General features: G+C 64.2%; 24 protein-coding genes. 6 read left to right on the plus strand and 18 right to left on the minus strand.

Annotation, left to right across the window (positions count from 1 at the left end):
- Positions 1 to 5: 5 nt before the first annotated feature.
- Positions 6 to 731, plus strand: coding sequence for an HAD family hydrolase (locus tag LCM4577_RS04170; protein ID WP_071069740.1), 726 nt, complete (start codon positions 6 to 8; stop codon positions 729 to 731).
- 27 nt (positions 732 to 758) lie between these two features.
- On the opposite strand, the gene LCM4577_RS04175 is transcribed toward LCM4577_RS04170, so the two are convergent.
- The 6 genes from LCM4577_RS04175 to LCM4577_RS04200 form a co-directional block, all read right to left on the minus strand.
- Positions 759 to 1313 (minus strand): ABATE domain-containing protein, encoded by a 555-nt coding sequence (locus tag LCM4577_RS04175; protein WP_071069742.1) that lies wholly within the window; start codon positions 1311 to 1313, stop codon positions 759 to 761.
- A gap of 12 nt (positions 1314 to 1325) precedes the next feature.
- Positions 1326 to 2222: a DMT family transporter gene (locus LCM4577_RS04180; RefSeq protein WP_083354623.1), complete on the minus strand. Its 897-nt coding sequence runs from the start codon at positions 2220 to 2222 to the stop codon at positions 1326 to 1328.
- A gap of 10 nt (positions 2223 to 2232) precedes the next feature.
- Positions 2233 to 2559: a hypothetical protein gene (locus LCM4577_RS04185; RefSeq protein WP_040986062.1), complete on the minus strand. Its 327-nt coding sequence runs from the start codon at positions 2557 to 2559 to the stop codon at positions 2233 to 2235.
- A 10-nt stretch (positions 2560 to 2569) separates the two neighbouring features.
- Positions 2570 to 3478 carry an alpha/beta fold hydrolase gene (locus tag LCM4577_RS04190; protein ID WP_071069744.1) on the minus strand — a complete coding sequence of 303 codons (909 nt, stop codon included), beginning with the start codon at positions 3476 to 3478 and terminating at the stop codon, positions 2570 to 2572.
- A 150-nt stretch (positions 3479 to 3628) separates the two neighbouring features.
- On the minus strand, positions 3629 to 4270 hold the full coding sequence (locus tag LCM4577_RS04195; RefSeq protein WP_083354636.1) for a 50S ribosomal protein L11 methyltransferase: 642 nt from the start codon (positions 4268 to 4270) through the stop codon (positions 3629 to 3631).
- 71 nt (positions 4271 to 4341) lie between these two features.
- On the minus strand, positions 4342 to 6288 hold the full coding sequence (locus LCM4577_RS04200) for a long-chain fatty acid--CoA ligase (RefSeq protein WP_071069747.1): 1947 nt from the start codon (positions 6286 to 6288) through the stop codon (positions 4342 to 4344).
- A 460-nt stretch (positions 6289 to 6748) separates the two neighbouring features.
- Here LCM4577_RS04200 and LCM4577_RS04205 point away from each other — a divergent pair, with 460 nt between their 5' ends.
- Genes LCM4577_RS04205 through LCM4577_RS04225 form a run of 5 tightly spaced genes read left to right on the plus strand, consistent with a single transcriptional unit; the run spans position 6749 to position 11990 of the window.
- Positions 6749 to 8347 (plus strand): ABC transporter substrate-binding protein, encoded by a 1599-nt coding sequence (locus LCM4577_RS04205; protein WP_040986059.1) that lies wholly within the window; start codon positions 6749 to 6751, stop codon positions 8345 to 8347.
- 51 nt (positions 8348 to 8398) lie between these two features.
- Positions 8399 to 9406, plus strand: a complete 1008-nt coding sequence (locus LCM4577_RS04210) for an ABC transporter permease subunit (RefSeq protein ID WP_040986058.1) — start codon at positions 8399 to 8401, stop codon at positions 9404 to 9406.
- The gene (locus tag LCM4577_RS04215; RefSeq protein WP_040986057.1) at positions 9407 to 10315 is read left to right on the plus strand and encodes an ABC transporter permease subunit; all 909 of its coding nucleotides are present in this window, start codon (positions 9407 to 9409) and stop codon (positions 10313 to 10315) included.
- The gene (locus LCM4577_RS04220) at positions 10315 to 11166 is read left to right on the plus strand and encodes an ABC transporter ATP-binding protein (protein ID WP_083354624.1); all 852 of its coding nucleotides are present in this window, start codon (positions 10315 to 10317) and stop codon (positions 11164 to 11166) included. The genes LCM4577_RS04215 and LCM4577_RS04220 overlap by 1 nt, the downstream gene beginning before the upstream one ends.
- Positions 11163 to 11990 (plus strand): dipeptide ABC transporter ATP-binding protein, encoded by an 828-nt coding sequence (locus tag LCM4577_RS04225; protein WP_040986056.1) that lies wholly within the window; start codon positions 11163 to 11165, stop codon positions 11988 to 11990. Before LCM4577_RS04220 ends, LCM4577_RS04225 begins: the two co-directional genes overlap by 4 nt.
- A gap of 24 nt (positions 11991 to 12014) precedes the next feature.
- On the opposite strand, the gene LCM4577_RS04230 is transcribed toward LCM4577_RS04225, so the two are convergent.
- From LCM4577_RS04230 to LCM4577_RS04285, 12 genes are all read right to left on the minus strand, one after another.
- Positions 12015 to 13295: a cysteine desulfurase-like protein gene (locus LCM4577_RS04230; protein ID WP_071069749.1), complete on the minus strand. Its 1281-nt coding sequence runs from the start codon at positions 13293 to 13295 to the stop codon at positions 12015 to 12017.
- Positions 13296 to 13332: 37 nt separating this feature from the next.
- The gene (locus LCM4577_RS04235; RefSeq protein ID WP_071069751.1) at positions 13333 to 14007 is read right to left on the minus strand and encodes an amino acid ABC transporter permease; all 675 of its coding nucleotides are present in this window, start codon (positions 14005 to 14007) and stop codon (positions 13333 to 13335) included.
- A gap of 105 nt (positions 14008 to 14112) precedes the next feature.
- The gene (locus LCM4577_RS04240) at positions 14113 to 14898 is read right to left on the minus strand and encodes an ABC transporter substrate-binding protein (RefSeq protein ID WP_071069753.1); all 786 of its coding nucleotides are present in this window, start codon (positions 14896 to 14898) and stop codon (positions 14113 to 14115) included.
- Between the two features lie 81 nt (positions 14899 to 14979).
- Positions 14980 to 16119 carry an aminotransferase class V-fold PLP-dependent enzyme gene (locus LCM4577_RS04245; protein ID WP_071069755.1) on the minus strand — a complete coding sequence of 380 codons (1140 nt, stop codon included), beginning with the start codon at positions 16117 to 16119 and terminating at the stop codon, positions 14980 to 14982.
- 166 nt (positions 16120 to 16285) lie between these two features.
- Positions 16286 to 17014, minus strand: coding sequence for a GntR family transcriptional regulator (locus LCM4577_RS04250; RefSeq protein ID WP_071069761.1), 729 nt, complete (start codon positions 17012 to 17014; stop codon positions 16286 to 16288).
- A gap of 142 nt (positions 17015 to 17156) precedes the next feature.
- Positions 17157 to 17552 carry a RidA family protein gene (locus LCM4577_RS04255; RefSeq protein ID WP_071036339.1) on the minus strand — a complete coding sequence of 132 codons (396 nt, stop codon included), beginning with the start codon at positions 17550 to 17552 and terminating at the stop codon, positions 17157 to 17159.
- 45 nt (positions 17553 to 17597) lie between these two features.
- The gene (locus LCM4577_RS04260) at positions 17598 to 18746 is read right to left on the minus strand and encodes an acyl-CoA dehydrogenase family protein (RefSeq protein ID WP_071069763.1); all 1149 of its coding nucleotides are present in this window, start codon (positions 18744 to 18746) and stop codon (positions 17598 to 17600) included.
- A gap of 231 nt (positions 18747 to 18977) precedes the next feature.
- Entirely contained in the window at positions 18978 to 19790 is an 813-nt protein-coding gene (locus LCM4577_RS04265; protein ID WP_071069765.1) for an enoyl-CoA hydratase family protein, read from the minus strand.
- A complete protein-coding gene (locus LCM4577_RS04270) occupies positions 19787 to 20251 on the minus strand; it encodes a MarR family winged helix-turn-helix transcriptional regulator (protein WP_071069767.1) in 465 nt (154 codons plus the stop codon). Before LCM4577_RS04270 ends, LCM4577_RS04265 begins: the two co-directional genes overlap by 4 nt.
- On the minus strand, positions 20245 to 21018 hold the full coding sequence (locus LCM4577_RS04275) for an SDR family NAD(P)-dependent oxidoreductase (protein ID WP_071069768.1): 774 nt from the start codon (positions 21016 to 21018) through the stop codon (positions 20245 to 20247). The genes LCM4577_RS04270 and LCM4577_RS04275 overlap by 7 nt, the downstream gene beginning before the upstream one ends.
- Positions 21015 to 23309: a bifunctional salicylyl-CoA 5-hydroxylase/oxidoreductase gene (locus tag LCM4577_RS04280; protein ID WP_071069771.1), complete on the minus strand. Its 2295-nt coding sequence runs from the start codon at positions 23307 to 23309 to the stop codon at positions 21015 to 21017. The genes LCM4577_RS04275 and LCM4577_RS04280 overlap by 4 nt, the downstream gene beginning before the upstream one ends.
- Before the next feature lie 195 nt (positions 23310 to 23504).
- Positions 23505 to 24104 carry a VOC family protein gene (locus LCM4577_RS04285; RefSeq protein ID WP_071069773.1) on the minus strand — a complete coding sequence of 200 codons (600 nt, stop codon included), beginning with the start codon at positions 24102 to 24104 and terminating at the stop codon, positions 23505 to 23507.
- Between the last annotated feature and the right edge of the window lie 56 nt (positions 24105 to 24160).

Raw genomic sequence — 24160 nt, forward strand, 5'->3', positions numbered from 1 at the left:
AAGGATTGGCGGATATCAAGGGAATATTGTTCGACAAGGACGGCACGCTTGTCGACTTCAACGCGACCTGGCTCGGCATAGCCGACTTCATGGCGATGGACGCCGCCGAGGGCGACCGCTGGAAGGCCGACCGGCTGCTGGCGGCCGCAGGCTTCGACTTCGCCACCAAGCGCTTCAAGCCCGATTCGATCTTCGCGTCCGGCTCGAACATGGACGTGGTCGAGCTCTGGTTCCCGCGTCTGTCCGACGAGGATCAGCTGTTGGCCGTTTCGCGCTTCAACGAGATCACCTCTGTGCAGGGCTCCTCGATGGCGGTAGCGCTTCCCGGCATCATCGATTCGCTGCGCACGCTGCATAAGCAGTCCTACCGCCTGGGCGTCGCCACCAATGATTCCACCAGCGGCGCCGAGAAGACGCTCGCCACGCTCGGTGTCGCGCAGCTCTTCGAAGCCGCCTTTGGCTATGATGCGGTGGCGAGTCCGAAGCCGGCGCCGGATACGGTCGTCGCCTTCTGCGATCTGACCGGGTTGAAGCCGGGCGAGATCGCCATGGTCGGCGACAACCGCCATGACCTCGAAATGGCGCGCGCCKGCGGCTGCGGCCTGGCGGTGGGCGTGCTCTCCGGCACCGGCACGCGCGATTCGCTGGCGCCGATGGCGGACGTCGTTCTGGACTCGGTCGCCGACCTGCCGGATTTCCTTGCCGCGCGGGTGAACGTGCCGGCGGGCTAGACCGGTCGCCGCCTCAGGAAAAACGCCTCAATCCGGCATTCTCCGATGTGAGTGCTTCTTGGCGCGGTTGCCGCAGCTGTTCATGTCGCACCAGCGTCGCGAACCGTTTTTCGTGCGATCGATAAAAAGCCAGCGGCAATCTTCCGGCGGGCATTGTTTGAGACGCGATAATTCGTCGCCGCGAAGCAGATCGAGGGCCGCCCACGCGATTGCTCCGGTGATGCGGTTGGCGCCTCGGAAATGCAAGGACACCGGCGATCCAGCGAGCGCTCCGGTCCTGAGTGCTTCGGCTGCATATGTTCGGATGGTGTCGAGCGCAGCAGCAGGAGGTTCGCCGCCATGAGCGATTGCCGAGCCGGCGTCGCTCACAGCCGCGCGAAGGGTGAGAACGTCTTTGACCAACCCCTTGTGGTCGGCCGAACGAAGAGCGAAATCATCGTCGATCAGGCCCGTTTGCCTTGACCACGCCAGGATGTCCGCCGCCGTCGCGAGATGGTCGACTTCCCGGTCGGTGCCGCGCCGACTGATGGTGTTGGCGAAGTCAAGGGCCAGATTGCCTGCGATACGATGAGGAAGTGACATTGGCGATCGCTTTCAATTCCTCGTTGGGTCGGCGCTGTCGCGTCTGGACAGCGCCAATCCTGCCGCTACCAGCAACAGCGCGGCGCCGCCGATCTCGGCCGCGCCAACCTTTTCGCCGAAGAGCCAAACGCCCACGGCCAGCGCAACGATGGGCGAGATGAAAGCGTAAAGCCCGGCACGGGCGGTGCCCCATTTTTCAAGCAGACGCAGATAGATCGTGTAGGCCACGATGGTTCCGAGAAGGGAGAGGAACAACAGGCTGGCCGCGGCGGGAGCAACATCGATCCTTGCCGGCAGGGTCGCCGATAAGTCGCCCAAAAGGAACGACACAGCGATCAGCGCCGCGCCGCCGAGAACGGCATGGATCGCCGTGAGCGTCAGAGGCTTGATCGGGCCGATCAGCGGCCGTGCGATGACGCTCCCCACGCAGTAGCACGCCGTGCCGGCCACGATCGCGGCAAGCCCCAGCCCGTTTCGGGATTCCTGCTCGACAAGGCGCGTCCAGAAGAGGCCTAGGAGACCCGTGCAGCCAAGCACCAGCGCCAGGCAGTGCCGCCAGGTCGGCCGCTCTTCTCCGAGCACGACCGCCAAGCCAAACAGAAGCACCGGGACCAGGGCGAGATTGACCAGGCCGGACAGGCCGGACGGGACCGTTTGCATGCCCCAGAACAGCAGGCCGTAGGTTCCCGCATTCGTCAGCAGGGCCGATATGATGACACGCATCGGTCGGCCTTCGGCAAAGGCCGACAAGGCCCCATGTGTCCAAAATGCCAGGATCCCCGCAGTCAGCAGATAACGCAGACCCGCCAGAAGGATCGGGGGAACGCCCGCATCGAGGCCGATCTTGATCGCCGCCCAGGTCAGTCCCCAGATCAGCGCCATGAGGCCGAACAGACCGAGATTGCTCATCGTGGCGATCTCAGCGCAGATCCTGATCGTCGACGAGGATGCGGTGGATCTCGATGCGTTCGGGCAGTTCCATCAGAAATTCGGCGTCCCGGTCCAGGTGATGGACTTTGATCGGGTCGCCTTTGGTGAAAGCGGTCATAGCCTCGATGTCGGGCCAGTAGGAGATTGTCGTGAACCAGGTCTCCTCTTCCCGGTCTTCTCGAAAGAGTTGGACGCCGAGCGCCACCTGCTGAAGCGGAGGAATTCCCTCTGCCTTCAAATAGGGTTCGTAGCTGTTCGCGACGTCACGACGGGTTCGGCCGCGCCAGATGCGTGCGATGGTTGGCTTCGTGACCATATTCGTCTCCTTAGGTTCTGGATTTCGTAGGGAGCCGCCTTACGGGCAGCGTTCGCGAGAGGAAGTCGCRCACGAGCCGCAGGGCTTCCTCGAAATGTGTTTCCAACAGCCAATGGCCGGCATCATCGAGGATATGGAGTTCTGCATCCGGGAGATCGCGCCGATAGGCGAGCGCCGACTGCTCGGGCATATAGCTGTCCTGCGGCCCCCACACGATCAGCGTCGGCGGCTGTTGGTCGCGCAGATAGGATTGGTATCGCGGGAACCATTCGAGGTTCTGTTCGAGCTTCTCCATCAACTGGACCGACACCGTCTTTCGGATCGGCGTATTCATCAGCGGCCAATGAAGCTTCCACAGATCGGGAGGGACGCGGCTGGCGACGTCCTCGGAGACCTCGCCGATGAACTCCTTGCGGAATCCCTCCTCGCTCACCGCTTCTTCGAGCGGACGATGCCGCGCGGCGGATTTGTCCGCCCACCACGCTTTGATCGTGTCGTATTTCGGCCCGAGGACGTCCTCGTAGATGTCGCCGTTCTGGATGATCAGCGCCGCGATCCTGTCCGGATGCGCTATCGCGTGGCGGAGGCCGATCTGAGAACCGTAGTCGTGAAGCCAGAGCGCGTAGCGATCCAGCTGCAGCGCATCGGCAACGTCAGCGAGAACATCGGCATAGGCGTTGAAATCATAGTCGAACTCCGTGGGATCCGGTGTGTCGCTGTAGCCGAATCCAGGCCAGTCGAATGCTACTGTCCGCCAGCGATCGGCCAGGCCCGGCATAAGGCGCCTGAACTGGTAAGACGAGCACGGGTAGCCATGCGGCAAAAGAAGGACAGGAGCATCGGGCGGCCCCGCTTCCCGCATGAATATTGTGTGATCACCGATTTTCGTTCGACGGTGACTTGTGTCGTTGATTTTCATGGTCGCTCCGTCTTTTCGTCCCATCGGTTAGAACTGGTAAAACGGATTTAGCTGGTTCTTGTTCCGAGCTTCGCTCGCGGAACGACAACTGAGAAAGTGCCGTATGAGCCCTAGCCTTCGATATGAGGCGAGGGCGGATTACTGGACTTTTTAACAGGCGTTTGTCGGGACAAGGGTGAACACCGCGCTGGGCCTGGGATCGCTGCCGCCGTTTCCGCCGACATCCGGCACGTGATATTCACCGAGCAGGCAAAGCCGAGGTCTCGGCAGCCAGGCGCGGCCCGGATCGCCGACCAGCACATCGATGCCGGCGGCGAGGCATCGATCGAGGAACGGCATCATTCGCCGCCCGACATCCTGGGCGTAAAAGACGTCGCCCGCGAGCACCAGCTCGACTGCCGGCGGCGGGCCGGCGGTGACGTCCTCATCGCGTATCTCGATGGCGACGCCATTGGCTTGCGCATTGAGGCGCAGCGCCACCACACCGTTGCGGTCGATCTCCGACGCGATCACCGCGCGCGCTCCCGCCTTTGCCGCGGCGATGCCGACCAGCCCCGAGCCGGCGCCGAGGTCGAGCACCCGCTTGCCGGCGACGATCGACGGCCTGTCGAGGACATAGCGCGCCAGCACCGCGCCGCCGGCCCAGGCATAGGCCCAATAGGGCGGCTGCGGCTCAGGCAGGCTTTCGCCGCCGCTGTCGTCGTCCGGTTCCAGYAGCCGCCGCAGTCCGCTGCCGGGATGCGCCTGATAGAGCCGGACCTCCGGCACTGACGGCACCGGCGCCAGCCGCATGTTCGCCTTGATGAAGTCCGCCGGATCGAGCCGCTTGCCTCGCTCCCGTGTCTTGCCGGCGGAATGATCGGTCAAGCCTGGTCCCGCAGCGCCCGCCGCAGGATCTTGCCGACCGGCGTCTTCGGCAGTTCGGTGCGGAATTCGATGAATTTCGGTCGCTTGTAGCCGGTCAGGTTCTCGCGGCAATAGGCCATCAGGGTCTCGACGGTGAGCGCCGCGTCCTTCTTGACCACGAACAATTTAGGCACTTCGCCGGAATGCTCGTCCGGCACGCCGATGGCCGCGACTTCCAGCACGCCCGGGTGATGCGCCACCACCTCTTCCAACTCGTTCGGATAGACGTTGAAGCCGGAAACCAGGATCATGTCCTTCTTGCGGTCGACAATCTTGGTGTAGCCGCGCTCGTCCATGAAGCCCATGTCGCCGGATTTGAAGAAACCGTCCTTGGTCATCACCTTGGCGGTCTCGTCGGGCCGGTTCCAGTAGCCGGCCATCACCTGCGGGCCGCGGATGCAGATCTCGCCCACTTCGCCGAGCGGCACGTTGTTGCCGTCGTCGTCGCGGATGGCGATTTCCGTCGAAGGCAGCGGCAGGCCGATAGTGCCGGTGAAGTCGGCCGAGCTGAACTTGTTGGCGGTCGCCACCGGCGAGGTTTCGGACAGCCCGTAGCCTTCGCTCACCGGACAGCCGGTCAGCGCCTTCCAGCGTTCGGCGACGCCCTTCTGCACCGCCATGCCGCCGCCCAGCGTCAGGATCAGCGGCTTGAAGTCGAGCTTGCGGAATTCCTCATTGTTGAGCAACGCGTTGAACAGCGTGTTGAGGCCCGGGAAGATGTGCATCGGGTATTTCGCCAATTCCTTGACGAAGCCCGGAATGTCGCGCGGGTTGGGGATCAGCACGTTCTGCGCGCCCTGCTGCATGCCCATCAGCGCGTTCACCGTCAGCGCGAAGATGTGATAGAGCGGCAGCGCGCAGATGAAGTTGAGATGCGCCGGCTTGGGCTTCACCGTGTAGGCGTCCTCCACCCACAGCGAATTCTGYGCGACGTTCGAAAGCACGTTGCGATGCAAAAGCACTGCGCCCTTCGAGACACCGGTGGTGCCCCCCGTATATTGCAGGAAGGCGATGTCGTCGGCCGAGACCGTGGGCGGCTTGAAGGCGATGGTCGCGCCGGTCTTGAGCACGGCGTTGAACTTGACATGGCCGGGCAGTGACCATGCCGGCACCATCTTCTTCACCCGCCGCACGACGAGGTTGACGATGGCGCCCTTGAGGCCGCCCAGCATGTCGCCCATGGCGGCGACAATGACGTGCTTGACCGGCGTCCTTGCGATCACCGCCTGCAGCGTGCCGGCGAAATTCTCGAGGATGACGATCGCCTGCGCGCCCGAATCCTTCAGCTGGTGTTCCAGTTCGCGCGGCGTGTAGAGCGGGTTGATGTTCACCACCGTGTAACCGGCGCGCAGGATGCCCATCATCGCCACCGGATATTGCAGCACGTTAGGCATCATCAGCGCCACGCGCGCGCCCTTCTCCAGGCCTCTCGCCTGCAGATAGGCGCCGAACGCCGCCGACAGCCGCTCGAGCTCGGCATAGGTGATCGACTTGCCCATGCACACGAAGGCCGGCCGCCCGGCGAATTGCTTGCAGGCGCCGACCAGGAACTCGCCGATGGACTTGTAGGGCAGGGCGCCGATCTCGGCTGGCATGTTCTTGGGATAGCTTTTCAGCCACGGCTTTTCCGGCAGGCCGGCCGTGAGTTCGGTGATGGCCTTCGGCAAGCCCTTCGAGGCAGGCTTGGCGGCCTCCGCTTTTGCGGTGGCCGGCTTGTCCTTTTTGGCGGCCGCGGCCTTGGTCTTTGCCGCTGCTGGTTTGGCGGCTGCCTTGGCAGGCGCCGCCTTGGCGGCCGTCTTCCTCTTCGGCGCGGCGGCCGCCTTCTGAGCCTTGGGCGCATCGCTTTCGGCGGCGGTCTTGGCCTTTGCTTTCGCCGGGGCTGTCGTCTTGGATGCTTTTGCCAACTGTCTCTCCCTGTCGCCTTCTTGTCTGGCGCCGCCTCCGAAAGAAGCGTCCCTCCACGCCGGTTCGGATTTCCGGGAAATCCCGCCCATCGTCTATGTATTGCCTCTATCCGCGACCGTGCAAGCCTTGCCCCTGCGGCAACACGGGGAAAGATTTGCCGCCGAATTCCCGTGCTTCGATCGCCTTCCGTATCGTGCCTGGGCGGCGGGGCGAACTTGGGCAGGGAGGCCTCGCGCCGCCATTTCGAAAGATGGCCAATCAATAAAAAATTTCCATCATTAACAATGTCGTGAGAAGAAAAAACTACTCGTTTTTTCCGATATTTGAGCAAAGGATAGATTCTTTTCCTGCTTCCCATGGGGCACGCAAACGAGGTGTTCCAAAGGCGAAGAAACGGTGCTTATATGCGCCCTTCGCGAGCCTGATAGAGGGGCTTGAGAGAACATCAGGGAGTGCTCAATGAAAAAGACAATGGCTTTTGCAGCCGCGTTGCTGGCTGCAAGCGTCCTCAGCGGCATGGCCAGTGCCAAGACGCTTGTTTATTGCTCGGAAGCGTCGCCGGCCAATTTCGATCCCGGTACGACGACCGGCGGTAACGACTTCGACGCGTCTTCGCGCACCGTCTATTCGCGACTGGTCGAATTCAAGCACGGTGGCACCGAGATCGAGCCCGGTCTTGCCGACAAGTGGGAAATTTCCGACGACGGCCTGGTCTATACTTTCCATCTGCATCCGGGCGTGAAGTTCCAGACCACCGACTATTTCAAGCCGACGCGCGACCTCAACGCCGATGACGTCGTCTTCTCCTTCGATCGCCAGTTCAACAAGCAGAATCCATGGAACGGCGACAAGTATCTGCCGAACCTCACCTGGGACTATTACACCGGCATGGACATGCCGAAATATGTCGCCAAGTGGGAGAAAGTCGACGACCTCACCGTCAAGCTGACGCTGACCGAGCCGAACGCGCCGATGCTGGCCAATCTCGGCATGGACTTCGCTTCGATCGTGTCGAAGGAATATGCCGATCAGCTCGAGAAGGAAGGCAAGATGGCCGACTTCTCGACCAAGCCGGTCGGCACCGGTCCGTTCCAGTTCGTCGACTACCAGCTGGATTCGGTCATCCGCTACGCGGCCAACCCCGACTACTTCAAGGGCAAGGAAAAGATCGACGATCTCGTCTTCGCCATCACGCCTGACGCGACCGCCCGCATCCAGAAGGTGCTGGCTGGCGAGTGCGACGTGACGGTCTATCCGAACCCGGCCGACATCGCCACCATCAAGGCCAACAAGGACGTGACCCTGATGGATCAGGCCGGCCTGAACATCGGCTATATGAGCTACAACACCACGATCCCGCCGCTCGACAAGCCGGAAGTGCGCCATGCGCTCAACCAGGCGATCGACCGGGAGGCGCTGATCAAGTCGCTGTTCCAGGATGCCGGCGCCACGCCGGCCGAAAACCTGATCCCGCCGACCATGTGGTCGTGGAACAAGGATGTGAAGACCGACGCCTACAATCCGGAAGCGGCCAAGAAGGTGCTCGAGGCTGCCGGGCTGAAGGAGATCCAGCTCTGGGCTTCCGACCGCGCCCGTCCGTACAATCCTAACTTCCAGCGCGCCGCCGAGCTGATCCAGGCCGACTGGGCCAAGGTCGGCGTCAAGGCCAACATCGTCAACTACGAGTGGACGAAGTACCGCGAGGAAGGCAAGAAGAAGGATCGTCCCGGCGCCTTCCAGGTCGGCTGGACCGGCGACAATGGCGACCCGGACAATTTCTTCGCCACCCTCTTCGCCTGCTCGGCCATCGGCGTCTCGAACTATTCGAGCTGGTGCGACAAGGACTTCGAGGACCTGATCCAGAAGGCCAAGAAGACCAGCGACCAGGCCGAGCGCACCAAGCTCTATGAGCAGGCGCAGGTGATCTTCGCGAAGGAAGCGCCCGCCTTCCTGCTGGCGCACAGCCAGGTTTACGCGGTCGTTCGCAACAACGTCACCGGCTTCAAGATGGACCCGCTCGGCATTCACCGTTTCGACGGTGTTGACAAGTCCGAGTAATATTTGCGAACGGGGCGGCGCGAATTCGCGCCGCCCCGTTTCGACTTGACGATGCTCCGATATCTTCTCAACAAAATCGCCCTCCTGATCCCGACCCTGGTCGGCATCACCATCTGCGCCTTCGCCTTTGTCCGTCTGCTGCCCGGCGATCCGATCCTCGCCATGGCCGGCGAACATGGCGTCGCCCCCGCCCGCTACGAAGAGCTCAAGGAACAGTTCGGCTACAATCTGCCGATCTGGCAGCAGTACGCGCGCTATGTCGGCGAGGTCGCCACCGGCGATTTCGGCGTCTCCATCTCGTCCAAGCGGCCGGTCCTCGAGGAGTTCAAGACGCTCTTCCCGGCGACGTTGGAACTGTCCTTCTTCGCCATGGTCTTCGCCATGGTCATCGGCATTCCCGCCGGCATCTTCGCCGCCGTCAAGCGCGGCTCATGGTTCGACCAGTCGCTTATGGGTACCGCGCTTGTCGGCTATTCGATGCCGATCTTCTGGTGGGGCCTGCTGCTCATCATCTTCTTTTCCGGCTATCTCGGCTGGACGCCGGTGTCGGGCCGCATCGGCCTGCAGTTCTTCTTCAAGCCGATCACCGGCTTCATGACCATCGACAGCCTGCTTTACGGCAAATGGGACGCGTTCCGCTCCGCGCTCAGCCACCTGGTGCTGCCGTCGATCGTGCTCGGCACCATTCCGCTGGCGGTGATCGCGCGCCAGACGCGCTCGGCCATGCTCGAGGTGCTGGGCGAGGATTATGTCCGCACCGCCCGCGCCAAGGGGCTTTCGGCGGCCCGCGTCATCGGCGTGCACGCGCTGCGCAACGCGCTGATCCCGGTCGTCACCACGATCGGCCTGCAGGTCGGCACGCTGCTCGCGGGCGCCATCCTCACCGAGACCATCTTCGCCTGGCCGGGCATCGGCAAATGGATGGTCGATTCCATCTTCAAGCGCGACTATGTCGTCGTGCAGTCGGGTTTGCTTTTGATCGCGCTCATCGTCATGGCGGTGAACCTCATCGTCGATGTGCTCTATGCCGTCATCAACCCGCGCATCAGGGCAGCGTAGATGAGCCAGACCGAAATCGCCCCGATGGCCGCCGGCAGCCCGGATCGTCTCACCGGCCTGAAAACCTTCTGGCACTATTTCTCCGTGAACCGCGGCGCCGTCATCGGCCTGTTCGTGTTCATCCTTCTGGTGCTCGCAGCACTTTTCGCGCCGCTGCTCGCGCCTTACGCGCCCGACATTCAGGACAAGGCCGCGTTCCTCAGGCCGCCCGCCTGGCAGGAAGGCGGCTCGACGCAATATCTGCTCGGCACCGACCCGGTCGGCCGCGACATCCTCTCGCGCCTGCTCTATGGCGCCCGCTTCTCGCTGCTGATCGGCGCGGTGGTGGTCACGCTCGCGCTCACCGGCGGCATCACGCTCGGTCTGCTCGCCGGTTATTTCCGCGGCTGGGTCGACGTCGCGATCATGCGCGTCATGGACCTGATCCTGGCCTTCCCGTCGCTGCTCTTGGCGCTGGTCCTGGTCACCATCCTCGGTCCGGGTCTGTTCAATGCGATGCTGGCGATCGCGTTGGTGCTGCAGCCGCATTTCGCGCGCCTGGTGCGCGCCGCCGTGATGGCCGAGAAGAGCCGCGAATATGTCGTGGCGGCGAAGGTCGCGGGCGCCGGACATCTGCGTTTGATGCTCGCCACCATCCTGCCCAACTGCCTGGCGCCGCTGATCGTCCAGGGCACGCTGTCCTTCTCCAACGCCATTCTCGAAGCGGCCGCTCTCGGCTTCCTCGGCCTCGGCGCGCAGCCGCCGACGCCGGAATGGGGCACGATGCTTGCCTCGGCGCGCGAGTTCATCCTGCGCGCCTGGTGGGTGGTGACCTTCCCGGGCCTCGCCATCCTCATCACCGTGCTTGCCATCAACCTGATCGGCGACGGCCTGCGCGACGCGCTCGATCCCAAGCTCAGGAGGTCGTGATGGCGCTGCTCGACATCCAGAACCTCGTCGTCGAATTCCAGACCGCGTCCGGCCCGTTCCGCGCCGTCGACGGCGTCTCGCTTCATGTCGACGAGCGCGAGGTGCTCGCCATCGTCGGCGAATCCGGCTCCGGCAAGTCGGTCTCGATGCTGGCCGTGATGGGCCTCCTGCCATGGACGGCCACCGTCACCGCCGACCGCATGACCTTCAACGGCCGCGACCTGTTGAAGATCAGCCCGGCCGATCGCCGCAAGATCATCGGCAAGGACATCGCCATGATCTTCCAGGAACCGATCGCCAGCCTCAATCCCTGCTTCACCGTCGGCTTCCAGATCGAGGAAGTGCTGCGCTTCCATATGGGCATGGACAAGGCCCAGCGCCGGGCGCGCGCCATCGAGCTTTTCAAGCAGGTCGGCATCCCCGATCCGGCTGACCGGCTCAATTCCTTCCCGCATCAGATGTCGGGCGGCCAGTGCCAGCGCGTCATGATCGCGATGGCGATCGCCTGCAATCCGAAGCTCCTGATCGCCGACGAGCCGACCACGGCGCTCGACGTCACCATCCAGAAACAGATTCTCGATCTGCTGGTCTCGCTGCAGGCCAAATATGGCATGGGCCTGATCATGATCACCCACAATATGGGCGTGGTGGCCGAGACCGCCGACCGCGTCATCGTCCAGTACAAGGGCCGCAAGATGGAAGAGGCCGACGTGCTGTCGCTGTTTGAATCGCCGAAGAGCAACTACACGCGCGCGCTGCTCTCGGCCCTGCCGGAAAACGCCGTCGGCAACCGGCTGCCGACCGTCTCCGACATGCTGTTCGAGGCGGCGCCCTCCGGAGCCGGTGCATGACCAAGGTCGTCGAAGGCAAGGACATCAAGCGCGACTATCACGTCGGCGGCGGCCTGTTCCGCGGCGCGCGCACCGTGCATGCGGTGAAGGGCGTCTCCTTCAGCGTCGAGAAGGGCAAGACGCTGGCGATCGTCGGCGAGTCCGGCTGCGGCAAGTCCACGCTCGCCCGCATCATCACGCTGATCGATCCGGCCACCTCCGGCGAGCTCTTCATCGACGGCAACAAGGTCGACATCGCCAGGGACGGGCTGACCAAGGAAATGCGCCGCAAGGTGCAGATCGTGTTCCAGAACCCTTATGGTTCGCTCAATCCGCGCCAGAAGATCGGCGACGTGCTCGGCGAGCCGCTCCTGATCAACACCGACAAGCCGGCCGAGGAGCGGCGCGACCTGGCGATGAAGATGCTGAAGAAGGTCGGCCTCGGACCCGAGCATTACAATCGCTATCCGCACATGTTCTCCGGCGGCCAGCGCCAGCGCATCGCCATTGCCCGGGCGCTGATGCTGAATCCGAGCCTCTTGGTGCTGGACGAACCGGTCTCGGCGCTCGACCTCTCGGTGCAGGCGCAGGTGCTCAATCTGCTCGCCGACCTCCAGGACGAGTTCCAACTGACCTATGTCTTCATCAGCCACGACCTCTCGGTGGTGCGCTACATCGCCGACGACGTGATGGTCATGTATTTCGGCGAAGCGGTCGAATACGGTCCGCGCGACGAGGTCTTCTCCGACCCCAAGCACGCCTACACCAAGACGCTGTTCGCCGCGACGCCGCGCGCCGACATCGCCAGCATCAAAGCGAGGCTGGCGAAGAAGAAGGCGGCCTGACGCAAGGCGTCAGGCGCCGCTCCATTACGACAGCTTCGCGATGATCGCCCGCAGCGCTTCGCCAAACCGGCGCACTTCCTCGACCGTGTTGTAATGCACCAGCGAGGCGCGGATGGCGCCGCTGTCCATCGACAGGTTCAGCCGCTTCATCAGTCGCGGCGCATACATATGCCCGTCGCGGATGCCGATCTGCATCGCCGCCATCTCATCGACGATGCGCTGCGGCGAAAGCTTGCCGATGTTGAAGCAGAAGGTCGGCACGCGCTCGTGGATGCGCGCCTCGTCGGCGACGCCGTAGATCGTGGCGCCGCAATCCTTCAGCACCTTCATCATCTCGCGCGCCAGCATAAGCTCGTAGTCGCGGATGGCGTTCATGCCGGCGACGATGTTGTCGCGGCGCGAGCGGTTGTTCTGGGCTAAGAAGTTGCGGCCCACCGATTCCAGGTAGCGCACCGCCGCGTCCATGCCGGAGACGTTTTCGTAGATGAAGGTGCCGGCCTCGACCTTGTAGGGCGGCTCGTCCGGAATGAAATCCTCGCGGAAGGTCGGCAGCCGCTTCAGCGTGTCGAAGCGGCCCCACAGGAAGCCCATATGCGGCGAGAAATTCTTGTAGCCGGAGCAGACTAGGTAATCGCAGTCCCAGGCCTGCACGTCGATCAGTCCGTGCGGTCCGTAATGCACGCAGTCCAAAAACACTTCGGCGCCGGCCGCATGCGCGATCCTGGCCACCGAGGCGACGTCGACGATCGAGCCGATCGAATGCGCCGTCACCGTGCAGGCGACGAGCCGGGTGCGGTCCGACATCAGCGGCTTGAGGTCGTCGACATGCAGATTGCCGTCCTCGCGCATGCGCCACCATTTCAACYTGGCACCGGCGGATTCCAGCGCCAGCCAGGTGGCGATGTTGGCGTCATGGTCCATGTCGGTGACGACGATCTCATCGCGCTCTTGAAGCATCTGGCCGATGCCGAGGCTGACCAGGCGGATGAACGAGGTGGCGTTCATGCCGAAGCAGATTTCGGAGGGGCTGTAGGCGTTGATCAGGAGCGCGACGCTTGTCCGGGCTTCGGCGACCGACTGGTCGACCATGACGCTGCGGCCGTAGCGCCCGCCGCGCTGCACATTGTGCCCGACCAGATGGTTGGTCACCGCATCGAGCACGCTTTGCGGGATCTGCGCGCCGGCGGCATTGTCCATGAAGATGAAGTCGCCGGCCTGGCTGAGCGCCGGGAACATCGCGCGGATCTTTTCGACCGGGAACGAGGCGGCGCCGTCCTGCGCTTTCGAAACATGGTGCTGGTTCACGAGGCGTCTCCTTCAGGTCATCGATTCAGGTGGGGGATCAGTGCGCGGCGCGGGCCTTGCCGCGCTCTTCGAGGTAGCCGACCAGCCGCACCAGCGGCCACAGGAAGGCGAGGTAGATGATCGCGGCGCCGATCAGCGGCGTCGGGTTGGCCATCAGCGCCTGCGCGTCTGTCGCCTGCTTCAATAGGTCCGGCATCGCCACGACCGAGGCGAGCGCGGTGTCCTTGAAGACGGAGACGCAATTGCTGGTCAGCGGCGGGATGACGACACGGATCGCCTGCGGCAGGACAACCTTGCGCATGGCGACCCAGAAGGGCAGGCCGAGCGCTGCCGCCGCTTCGAACTGGCCTTCTGGGATGTTCTGGATGCCGGCGCGGCACACTTCAGCGGTGAAGGCGGCAAGCACCAGCGACAGCGCAAGTGCTGCCGACACGAAGGACGAGAGCCGAATGCCGACGAAGGGCAGGGCATAATAGATCAGGATCAGCACCACCAGGATCGGCAGCGCGCGGAAGATGTCAATATAGAGCGTCGCCAGCCGCCTCAACGGCTTCGGCGCGTAGAGCCGCACCAGGCAGATCGCCAGTCCGGCGATGGTGCCGAAGACGATTGCGGCGCAGCCGAGCAGGATGGTGTTGCCCAATCCGCGGATGAGGATCGGAAAGGATCGGACGAGGATGCCCCAGTTGAAGAAGGTGTCGATCAGTTCCATCGGCTCACCATGAAGGCAATGCCAAGCCCACCGCCTTCGCGGGCCTGAAGGGTGGAAGCGTGAGCGCCGGTCTGGCCGGCGCTCACGCGGCGACATTTCGCGGGATTATTGCGGGATCGGACCCGGCGTCACGGTGCTGGTTCCGGCTTCCGGGTCGACGCCGAACCACTTCTTGTGGATCGCGGCCATGGTGCCGTCCTTCTTCATGGCGGTGATCGCGTCATTGACCTTCTCGAGCAGCGGATGGCCCTTCTTGGTCATCATCGCGAAGCGCTCGCCGGTCGGGATGCGCACCAGGATCTTCAGCGCCGGCATCTGCTTGATGGCGAAGAGGAAGCCGGCGAGCTCGCCGGCGCGGCCGTCGATGCGGCCGTTCTGCACGTCCAGCAGAAGGTCCTGCTGGGCGTTGTAGCTCTTGGTCTCGGCGACGCCGAGCTTGGCGGCGTTTTCCTTCATATAGGCTTCGCCGGTCGAGCCGGCGATGACGCCGATGGTCGTGCCCTTGAGGTCGTCGAGCGACTTGATGGCGGAATCCGCCTTGCCGACGATGGTGCCGTCGCTGTCGTAATAGGCTTGAGTGAAGCCCTGGTTCTGCAGCCGCTCCTTGGTCACCGAGATCGAGGACACGGCGAAATCGATGCGGCCGGAAGCGGTCGCCGCGAACAGCGCCTGGAAGCCCAAATCCTGGAACTCGACATCGGCGCCGATGCGCTTGGCGACGTCGTTGGCGACGTCGATCTCAAAACCCTCGAAGCCGCCGGAATCGGTCTTGTATTCCCACGGCGGGTTGGCCGGATAGGCCCCCACCATGATCTTGTCGGCAAAGGCGGGCGCCGCGAAGGCCACGCCCGCGGCAATCATCACCCCAATCAGTCCTAGACGTTTCAACATCTTGCTTCCCTCTGGTTCGGTTCCTCTTCCGCTTCTTCCGGCGCCAGCTCCCAGGCGCCGCAGGCGAGGCGGTGCCTGCAATCAGGATGCGCGGCGATGCCGCGAACCGATATGGTCCTGGAGTCTGGCGATCAGCGCATCGACCGCCGCTTCCGTGGTGACAATGCCGGGCGACAGCCTGAGCGTCGTGCCGCGCGCGTCGCAGTAGAGGCGCTCGTTGCGCAGCGAAGCGACAATTTTCGCCGCCTCGACGCCTTGCGGCAAGCCGAGCATGACGCTGCCGCCGCGCTCGCCGGCGTCGAGCGGCGAACGCAGCGCCCAGCCATTGTCGAGCGCCGCGCCGATGATGCGCTCGACGAGCGCGGCGTTCTGCGCGCGGATGGYGTCGATGCCTGTCTTTTCCACCCACTCCAGCCCGGGCAGCGACGCGATGCTTGCGAGGATCGCCGGCGTGCCATGATCGAAGCGGCGCGCGTCGTCGGCATAGGCGAAGGCGTCGAGATCCCAGGAGAACGGGTTCGGCTGGCTAAACCAGCCGCGCAGCTCCGGCCGGCAGGTCGCAAGCAATTCCGGCGCGACCTGCAATATCCCGGCACCGGAAGAACCGCACAGCCATTTGAGCGATGTCGAGACGACGAAATCGACCGGCGTCGCGGCAACCGAAAACGGCGCAACGCCGATGCCTTGCGTGACGTCGACACCGACAATGCTGCCCATGGCGCGGCCATGCGCGGCGAGCCGCTCGACATCGCAGCGATGCGAGGCCGTCGAGGTGACGAAGGTGATGAGCGCGAGCCCGACATCGTCTTGCCAGCGGGCAATGAAATCCTCATCGCGCACCCAGCTTTCGCCCGGCGGCAGCGGCACGGTGTCGAGCGTGAAGCCGAAGCGCTCGGCCAGGCCCGCGAGCAGGAAATGCAGGCTCGGGAAGCAATCGCCGGCAACCAGCAGGCGTTTTCCCGCCAGGCGCTCCGCCGGAAGCCCGCCGATCAGGCTGTAGAGCGCGGCAGTGACATTCTCGGCTGTGGTCAGCGTACCCTTCGGCGCCTCGATCAGCCGCGTCCAGGCGTCGATGAAGCGTTGCCGTGCGGCCAGCGCGGCCGGCCACTGGCCGTCGTCCTCCGCCGACCAGATGGCGGAAAATTCCGCCAGCGCGGCGGCCATCGCCTCGGCCTTGCCGGGGAAAGTGCCGATCGAATGATAGAGAAAATAGCCGGACATTTGCTGTCTCTCGCTCCCTTGTGATCATGTGATCACAAATCCAGGAAGGGATCAATCCTTTAAGGCTGAAGAAAGTCGGCGGGAGTGGTCAAAAAGGGCTACTGCTTGGTCCAGTGCGACTGCGACGGGACCGTTTCCGCGCTTCGGTTACCGCCGTTGAAAAAAATCAGGACGCTTTGCCGAAAGCGGCGAAATCGACTGCCTTGGGCTCGGGCACGTCGGGACAGATCGTGCGCAGCGTCGCTTGAGTCGCCGTGATGTCGGCCACGACCTCGTCGCGGGCGCGCGGAAAATCCTTGTCCCTGATGGCCGCGATGATCGCGGCGTGACGTCCAGAGGGTTCCATCGTGCCGGCGCGCATCAGCGGCGCGACATGGTTGGACAACAGCCGCATATAGGGGCCGAAGCGCAGCCACAGCGTCTCGATCAACTGGAACAGCACGTCGGAGCCGGAAGCGCGATAGATGGTGAAGTGGAACTGCTGGTTCTTGGCGATCAGCTCGTAGATGCTGCCGTCACGGCCGATCGCCTGCTGGTCGTCGGTGACCCTCTGCAAGGAAGCGACATCGGCCGCGGTCAGGCGCGGCGCGCCGAGCTCGGCGGCGAGCCCCTCGACGGCGAGCCGGGCCCGGCAGAGGTCATCGAGCCGCGCCCGCGTCACCACCGGCACGCAGGCCGAGCCATTCTGCGAGATCTCCAGCGCGTTCTCCGCCGCCAGCCGCCGCAGGGCCTCGCGCACCGGCATGTTCGAGGTGCCGAAGGCCTCGGCCAGCGAGGCGATGGTCAGCACTTGCCCGGGATCGAAACTGCCGACCATCAAGGCATGGCGAAGCTGCTGATAGACGCCATCCTGGACGGTGATGCGTCCCGATACGGGTTCGAAGCCCAGAGCCACGCTTTTGCTTTCCTTGGATACCGGCAAAGTCTATGTGCGAAGACATCCCCGCCGAAGCGGGCGTGATCATCTGATCATAGATTGCGGCAGTAGCCAAGCGGGCTGCGGTTTGGTCTCAGGCGTTCGATCGATATCCGCTATCTCACTCCGGAATGACCGCCGTCGCCTGGATCTCCACCTTGGCGCGGTCCTCGACCAGCGCCACCACCTGCATGGCGGCCATCGCCGGAAAATGCCGGCCGATGACGTCGCGGTAGGCCTCGCCGATCCCCTTCAGGTTGGCGAGATATTCGGCCTTGTCGGTGAAGTACCAGGTCATGGAGGTGATGTGCCGCGGCTCGCCGCCGGCTTCGGCCAGCACCGCGACGACATTGGCGAGCGTCTGGCGCACCTGGCCGACGAAGTCGTCGGTCTCGAACTGGCATTGCCCGTTCCAGCCCACCTGGCCGCCGACGAACACCAGCCGCCCTTGCGCGGCCACGCCATTGGCGTAGCCGACCGGTTTGGCCCAGCCTTCCGGCTGCAGGATCGTGTGCATGTCTAGCCTCCCCCTTGGTTGAAATGCGGTCCGCAAGGCATGGTGTCAGACGGCGCCCATCACCTGCCTGGCGATGACCACCTTCTGCACGTCGGAAGCGCCCTCATAGATGCGCAGCGCCCGGATCTCGCGATAGAGGCTCTCGACGATGTGGCCCTTGCGCACGCCGTCGCCGCCATGCAGCTRCACCGCCTTGTCGATCACCTCCTGCGCCTTGTCGGTGGCGAACAGCTTGGCCATCGCCGCTTCGCGGGTGACACGGGCGGCGCCCATGTCCTTGGTCCAGGCGGCGCGGTAGATCAGGAGCGCGGCGGCGTCGACATCCAGCGCCATGTCGGCGATATGGCCCTGCACCATCTGCAACTCGGCCATCGGCGCGCCGAACAGTTTGCGTTCGGCGGCCCTGCTGACGCTCTCGTCCAGCGCACGCCGCGCGAAACCGAGTGCCGCCGCGCCCACCGTCGAGCGGAAGACGTCGAGCACCGACATGGCCATGCGGAAACCGTCGCCCGGCTTGCCGATCTGGGCGGAAGCCGGAACGCGGACATTGTCGAAGGAGAGCCGCGCCAGCGGATGCGGCGCGATCACCTCGAGCCGTTCGGCAATGGCAAGGCCCTCGGCGTCGCCCGGCACGATGAAGGCGGAGATCCCCTTGGCGCCCGGTGCCTCGCCGGTGCGGGCGAAGACGACATAGAGGTCGGCGATGCCGCCGTTGGAGATCCAGGTCTTCTCGCCGGAAAGCACATAGAAGTCGCCGTCGCGGACCGCTGTCATTTCCATGTTGGCGACATCGGATCCCGAGCGTGGCTCTGACAGCGCAAAGGCGGAAATCGCCTGGCCGGCTCGCGTCTTTTCCAGCCAGCGCTGCTGCTCCGGCGTGCCGAACAGCGTGATTGCTCCAGTACCGAGCCCCTGCATGGCGAAGGCGAAATCGGCGAGCCCGTCATGGCGGGCCAGCGTCTCGCGGGTGATGCATAGCGTGCGCACGTCGAGCGGGCCGGGATTGGCGGGGTCGAGCGCTGTCGGCTTCAGCCAACCGTCGCGGCCGAGTTTCGCCACCAGCTCGCGGCAGGCGGCGTCGACGTCGTGATGGTCGACGGGCAGGTTCTTTGCGCACCAGCTGTCGAGGCGTTCAGCGAGCTGGCGGTGGCGGTCTTCGAAGAAGGGCCAGTTGAGGAAGGAACGGTCAGGCATGGGCGCCTCCGCTTTGCTTCAAACGTCGAGCTCTACGGCGCCCCCCTCTGGCCTGCCGGCCATCTCCCCCACAAGGGGGGAGATTGGCAGTTTCGGCGCCGCCGCTTCTCCTGCGGCGCTGGAGATTGGCGAAAGCCGAGATGACAGCTGATCTCCCCCCTTGTGGGGGAGATGTCCGGCAGGACAGAGGGGGGCGCTGTCCCGCCAGCGTCTCCATCAACGCAACCATCCTCAATTCCCCTCGAACACCGGTTTTTCCTTCGCCACGAACGCGTTATACGCCCGCTCGAAGTCGCCGGTCTGCATGCAGATCGCCTGCGCCTGCGCTTCCGCCTCGATCGCCTGGTCGAGACCCATCGACCATTCCTGGTTGAGCTGCGTCTTGGTGATGCCATGGGCGAAGGTCGGCCCGGAAACGATGCGCGCCGCCGTGTCGAGCGCGTCGGCTTCCAGTGCCGCCGCATCGACCAGGCGGTTGTAGAAGCCCCAGCGCTCGCCCTCAGTGGCGCTCATCGTGCGGCCTGTGTAGAGCAACTCGGCGGCGCGGCCCTGGCCGATGATGCGCGGCAGGATCGCGCAGGCGCCCATATCGCAGCCGGCGAGGCCGACGCGGGTGAACAGGAAGGCGGTCTTGGCTTCGGGCGTGGCGATGCGGATGTCGGAAGCCATGGCGATGATCGCGCCGGCGCCGACCGCCACGCCGTCGACCGCGGAAATGATCGGCTTGCCGCAATTGAGCATCGCCTTGACGAAGTCGCCGGTCATGCGCGTGAAGGCGAGCAACTGCTTCATGTCCATCTTGACCAGCGGCCCGATGATGTCGTGGACATCGCCGCCCGAGCAGAAATTGCCGCCATTGGGCAGGAACACCGCCGCGTCGACATCCTCGGCATAGACCAGGTCGCGGAACGTGTCGCGCAACTCCGCGTAGCTGTCGAAGGTCAGCGGATTCTTGCGCTCGGGACGGTCGAGCCGGATCTTCGCGATCTTGCCTTCGACATCCCAAAGGAAGTGTTTCGGCTTGAGCTTGGCGATAGTGCTCATTCGCGTCCCTCCCAGTTGCTGCGGAACGATTTCAGCATGCCGGTCAGCCGGCGCGCCTCGTCCTCGCTGACGGTGCCGAGCAGTTCGCCGACCCAATTCTCATGCGCCGCGGCGATCGCGGCGAAGGATCTCGAGCCTTCCTCGGTCAGCCGCACCATCGAGGTGCGGCGGTCGCCGTTGCGCCGCGCCCGCGTCACCAGGCCTTCGGAAACCAGCCGGTCGACGATGCCAGTGACGTTGCCGTTCGACACCAGCAGGAAGCGCGACAGGTCGCTCATCAGCATGCCTTCCGGCGATCGGTAGAGCGCCGCCATCACGTCGAAGCGCGGCAGCGTGGTGTCGAACTCCTTCTTCAGCCGCTCGCGCAGCTCGGCCTCGATGGTGCGCGAGGCGCGCAGCAGGCGGATCCACAGCCGCAGCCTCTCCTTGCCCGGCCCGGTTGAGGTCGGTCCCGCTACCATGTCTCGCCTCCCGAAACCGAAATCGCCTGTCCGGTGATCGATCGCGCGGCATCGCTGCACAGCCAAAGCACCGCCGAGGCGATTTCCTCCGGCTGGACGAAACGCCCTTGCGGGTTCGTCGCCGCGAGGTTCGCGCGCGCCTCGTCGGCGGAACGTCCCGTCTTCTCGACGATGCGCTGAACGGATTCTTCCAGCATCTCGGTCTCGACGAAGCCCGGGCAGACGGCGTTGACGGTAACGCCCGACTTGGCGGTCTCGGCGGCCAAAGCCCGCATCAGTCCGACGACGCCGTGCTTGGCGGCGACGTAAGGCGCGACATAAGCGTAGCCCTTCAAGCCGGCAGTGGAGGCGACGAAGACAATGCGTCCGACCTTCCGTGCCAGCATGCCGGCCAGCGCCGGCTTCACCGTCAGGAAGGCGCCGGTGAGATTGACGTCGAGCGTACGCTGCCAGTCCGCAAGCGCGGTCTTGTGCGCCGGCGCGCTGCCCGCCATGCCGGCATTGGCGACGACGATATCGAACGGCCCGCGCGCGGCTTCGGCCTTCTCGTGGAGGGCCGCCATCTCAGTCTCGTTTGTGACGTCGGCGGCGAGCCAAGAGATGCGGCTATTCTCCTTCGCGACCTCGGCCAGCGCCGCTTCGCGCCGCCCGCAGATGGTGACGTTCACGCCGGCTTTCGCCAGCGCAAACGCGATCGCCTTGCCGACGCCGGAGCCGCCGCCCGTAACCAGCGCGTGCTTGCCGGCAATTGCCCGCGCGGCGCTCATACTTTGAGCCCCGCTGCAGCTTCGCGCTCGGCCAGCCGGTAGATCTGGTCGCGTCCGCGCAAATAAGGATCCGGCCATTTGACGCCGCGGTCGCCAAGTGTGACCGCCGCATGCAGCGTCCAGTAGGGATCGGTAAGATGCGGCCTGGCCAGCGCCACCAGATCGGCGCGGCCGGCCATCAGGATCGAGTTGGCATGGTCTGGTTCGTAGATGTTGCCGACAGCCATCGTCGCCATGCCGACCTCGTTGCGGATACGGTCGGAGAATGGCGTCTGGAACATGCGGCCGTAGACCGGCTTGGCGGCGATGGTGGTCTGCCCGGCCGACACGTCGCAGAGATCGACGCCCGCCTGATGGAGTAGCCTGGCGATCTCGACCGCATCGGCCGGCGTGACGCCTTCGATCCCCACCCAGTCATTGGCCGAGATGCGCATCGAGATCGGCTTCTCGGCCGGCCACACAGCGCGCACCGCATGGAAGATCTCCAGCGGATAGCGCATGCGGTTTTCCAGCGAGCCGCCATACTCGTCGGTGCGGCGGTTGGTCAGCGGCGTGATGAAGGCCGACAGCAGATAGCCATGCGCGGCATGGATCTCCAGCATGTCGAAGCCGCAGCGCGCGGCCATCTCAGCCGAAGCGACGAACTGGTCGCGAACCATGTCCATGTCGACGCGGTCCATCGCCTTCGGCACCTGGTTCTGCGGCGACCACGGCACGGCCGAGGGCGCCATCACCGGCCAGTTGCCCGAGATGAGCGGCACGTCGGTTCCTTCCCAGCCGAGGCGGGTCGAGCCCTTGGCGCCGGAATGGCCGATCTGGGCGCAGATTTTCGCTTCAGTCTCGGCGTGGACGAAATCGACCAGCCGCTTCCAGGCGACTTCGTGCTCCGGCTTGTAGAAGCCTGGGCATCCGGGCGTGATGCGCCCCTCGGGGCTGACGCAGGTCATCTCGATATAGAGGAGGCCGGCGCCGCCCTTGGCGCGCTCGGCATAGTGAGAAAAATGCCAGTCGGTCGGGCATCCGTCGACGGCCTTGTACTGCGCCATCGGCGACACGACGATGCGGTTGGTGAGCGCCATGTCGCGCAGCTTGAACGGCGCGAACATCGGCGCGCGGCGTAAGCTGTTGCCGCCCGCGCCGGCCTTGCGCTGGAACCATTCCTCGGCGTTCGCCAGCCATTCGGCATCGCGCAGGCGAAGGTTCTCGTGGCTGATGCGCTGCGAGCGGGTGAGCAGCGAATAGTTGAACTGAACTGGATCAAGCCCGAGATATCGTTCGACTTCCTCGAACCATTCCAGCGAATTGCGCGCCGCCGATTGCAGCTTCAGCACCTCGGTGCGCCGCGCATCCTCATATTTGCGGAAGGCCGCCTCCAGATCGGGCTCGGCTTCGACATAATCCGCGAGCGCCACCGCGCTTTCCAGCGCCAGCTTGGTGCCGGAGCCGATCGAGAAATGCGCCGATGCCGCGGCATCGCCCATCAGCGCCAGGTTCTTGTAGGACCAGCGCTCGCACAGCACGCGTGGGAAGTTGATCCAGGCCGAACCACGGATGTGGTTGGCGTTGGTCATCAGCGGATGACCGCCGAGATGCTTTGCAAAAATGCGCTCGCAGACCGCGATCGATTCCTGCTGCGTCATCTGGCCGAAGCCGAAAGCGTTCCAGGTCTGCTCGCTGCATTCGACGATGAAGGTCGCGGTCTCGCTGTCGAACTGGTAGGCATGCGCCCACACCCAGCCATGCTCCGTCTTCTCGAAGATGAAGGTGAAGGCATCGTCGAATTTCTGCGTGGTGCCCAGCCACACGAACTTGCATTTGCGGGTGTCGATGTCCGGCTTGAAGACGTCCGCGAAGGCCGCGCGCGACTTCGAGTTCAGCCCGTCGGCGGCGACCACCAGGTCGTGCGTTTCCATGAAAGGTTTCGGGTCGGAAATCTCGGTCTCGAACATCATCTTGATGCCGAGCTCGCGGGCGCGCCGCTGCAACAGGATCAACAGCCGCTTGCGGCCGATGCCGCAGAAGCCGTGGCCGGAAGACACCGTGCGCACGCCGTCATGGATGACGGCGATGTCGTCCCAATAGGCGAAATGCTTCTTGATCCAGACGGCGCTGACCGGGTCGTTCCTGGTCAGGTTCTCCAGCGTCTCCGCCGACAGCACCACGCCCCAGCCGAACGTGTCGTCCGGGCGGTTGCGCTCATAGACAGTCACCTCATGCGCGGCGTCGCGCAGTTTCAGCGAGATGGCAAAGTAGAGTCCGGCCGGTCCGCCGCCGAGAACCGCAACCTTCATGTCTTGCGATCTCCTCTAGAGCAATTCCAGGAAAAGTGCGTAGCGGTTTTCCGTCCGGAATTGCGTAAACTCCATAAGGTCTCGGGAGCCGCCGGCAAAGGCCGGCGATCCCAACTCTCAGTATCGCGCCGCGCGGCAATTATTTCAAGCTTGAAGTTTTATAATTGAATGATCGCCGCCGATGCGTTTGGTTCGTCACTTGGCCGGGTCCTTCGGGCTCCACAGCACCGTCTCGGCGCCCTTTTCGTAGGCCATGCCTTCGGGGTAGCTGATCGCCTCCAGCTGCAGCCCCCACGGCGCCTGGAAATAGAGGATGGTCTGGCCGGCGGCCGGGCCTTCCTTCACCGGCAACGRTCCCATCCTGGTCTTCACGCCCTTGCCCTCGAGATAGGCCTTCGCCGCGGCGACGTCGTCTACATAGAAGGCGATATGATAGCCGCCGATATCGCTGTTCTTGGGCGTTGCGTCCTTCTGGTCAGGTGCTGTGTATTTGAACAGCTCGATGTTCGATCCGTAGCCGCAACGGATCTGAGTGATCTCCTCGATCACCGCCTTCGGATCGACGCCGAGCAGGTCTTGCATGAAAGTGCCCTTGTCGTCGGCGAACGGCCCGAAGGACATCGCCTTCTTGCAGCCGACGATAGTGGTGAAGAAATCGACGGCCTGCTTCATGTCGGGCACGGTGATGCCGGTATGGTCGTGCCCGCGCATGCCGGGGATCGAATCCGCTGAAGCCGCTCCCATTGCACCAAACAAAGAGGCCGCGAAGACCGCCGCCTGGATTGCGTATTTCATGTCACCCTCCATTGGCGGGCCGACTTGTCCTGGCGCACATCCGAGGCCCGCTGGTC

Origin of the sequence: Mesorhizobium sp. LCM 4577 (assembly GCF_001854795.2) — a bacterium.
Classification (GTDB): Bacteria; Pseudomonadota; Alphaproteobacteria; order Rhizobiales; family Rhizobiaceae; genus Mesorhizobium; species Mesorhizobium plurifarium.

What these genes read in the sequence shown, in the direction of transcription:
- LCM4577_RS04275 (WP_071069768.1), bottom strand. Translation starts at nt 21,018, where the DNA reads ATGAGCGCCGCGCGGGCAATTGCCGGCAAGCACGCGCTGGTTACGGGC.
- LCM4577_RS04210 (WP_040986058.1), top strand. Translation starts at nt 8,399, where the DNA reads ATGCTCCGATATCTTCTCAACAAAATCGCCCTCCTGATCCCGACCCTG.
- LCM4577_RS04205 (WP_040986059.1), top strand. Translation starts at nt 6,749, where the DNA reads ATGAAAAAGACAATGGCTTTTGCAGCCGCGTTGCTGGCTGCAAGCGTC.
- LCM4577_RS04235 (WP_071069751.1), bottom strand. Translation starts at nt 14,007, where the DNA reads ATGGAACTGATCGACACCTTCTTCAACTGGGGCATCCTCGTCCGATCC.
- LCM4577_RS04225 (WP_040986056.1), top strand. Translation starts at nt 11,163, where the DNA reads ATGACCAAGGTCGTCGAAGGCAAGGACATCAAGCGCGACTATCACGTC.
- LCM4577_RS04240 (WP_071069753.1), bottom strand. Translation starts at nt 14,898, where the DNA reads ATGTTGAAACGTCTAGGACTGATTGGGGTGATGATTGCCGCGGGCGTG.
- LCM4577_RS04255 (WP_071036339.1), bottom strand. Translation starts at nt 17,552, where the DNA reads ATGCACACGATCCTGCAGCCGGAAGGCTGGGCCAAACCGGTCGGCTAC.
- LCM4577_RS04270 (WP_071069767.1), bottom strand. Translation starts at nt 20,251, where the DNA reads ATGGTAGCGGGACCGACCTCAACCGGGCCGGGCAAGGAGAGGCTGCGG.
- LCM4577_RS04175 (WP_071069742.1), bottom strand. Translation starts at nt 1,313, where the DNA reads ATGTCACTTCCTCATCGTATCGCAGGCAATCTGGCCCTTGACTTCGCC.
- LCM4577_RS04180 (WP_083354623.1), bottom strand. Translation starts at nt 2,222, where the DNA reads ATGAGCAATCTCGGTCTGTTCGGCCTCATGGCGCTGATCTGGGGACTG.
- LCM4577_RS04265 (WP_071069765.1), bottom strand. Translation starts at nt 19,790, where the DNA reads ATGAGCACTATCGCCAAGCTCAAGCCGAAACACTTCCTTTGGGATGTC.
- LCM4577_RS04215 (WP_040986057.1), top strand. Translation starts at nt 9,407, where the DNA reads ATGAGCCAGACCGAAATCGCCCCGATGGCCGCCGGCAGCCCGGATCGT.
- LCM4577_RS04220 (WP_083354624.1), top strand. Translation starts at nt 10,315, where the DNA reads ATGGCGCTGCTCGACATCCAGAACCTCGTCGTCGAATTCCAGACCGCG.
- LCM4577_RS04185 (WP_040986062.1), bottom strand. Translation starts at nt 2,559, where the DNA reads ATGGTCACGAAGCCAACCATCGCACGCATCTGGCGCGGCCGAACCCGT.
- LCM4577_RS04280 (WP_071069771.1), bottom strand. Translation starts at nt 23,309, where the DNA reads ATGAAGGTTGCGGTTCTCGGCGGCGGACCGGCCGGACTCTACTTTGCC.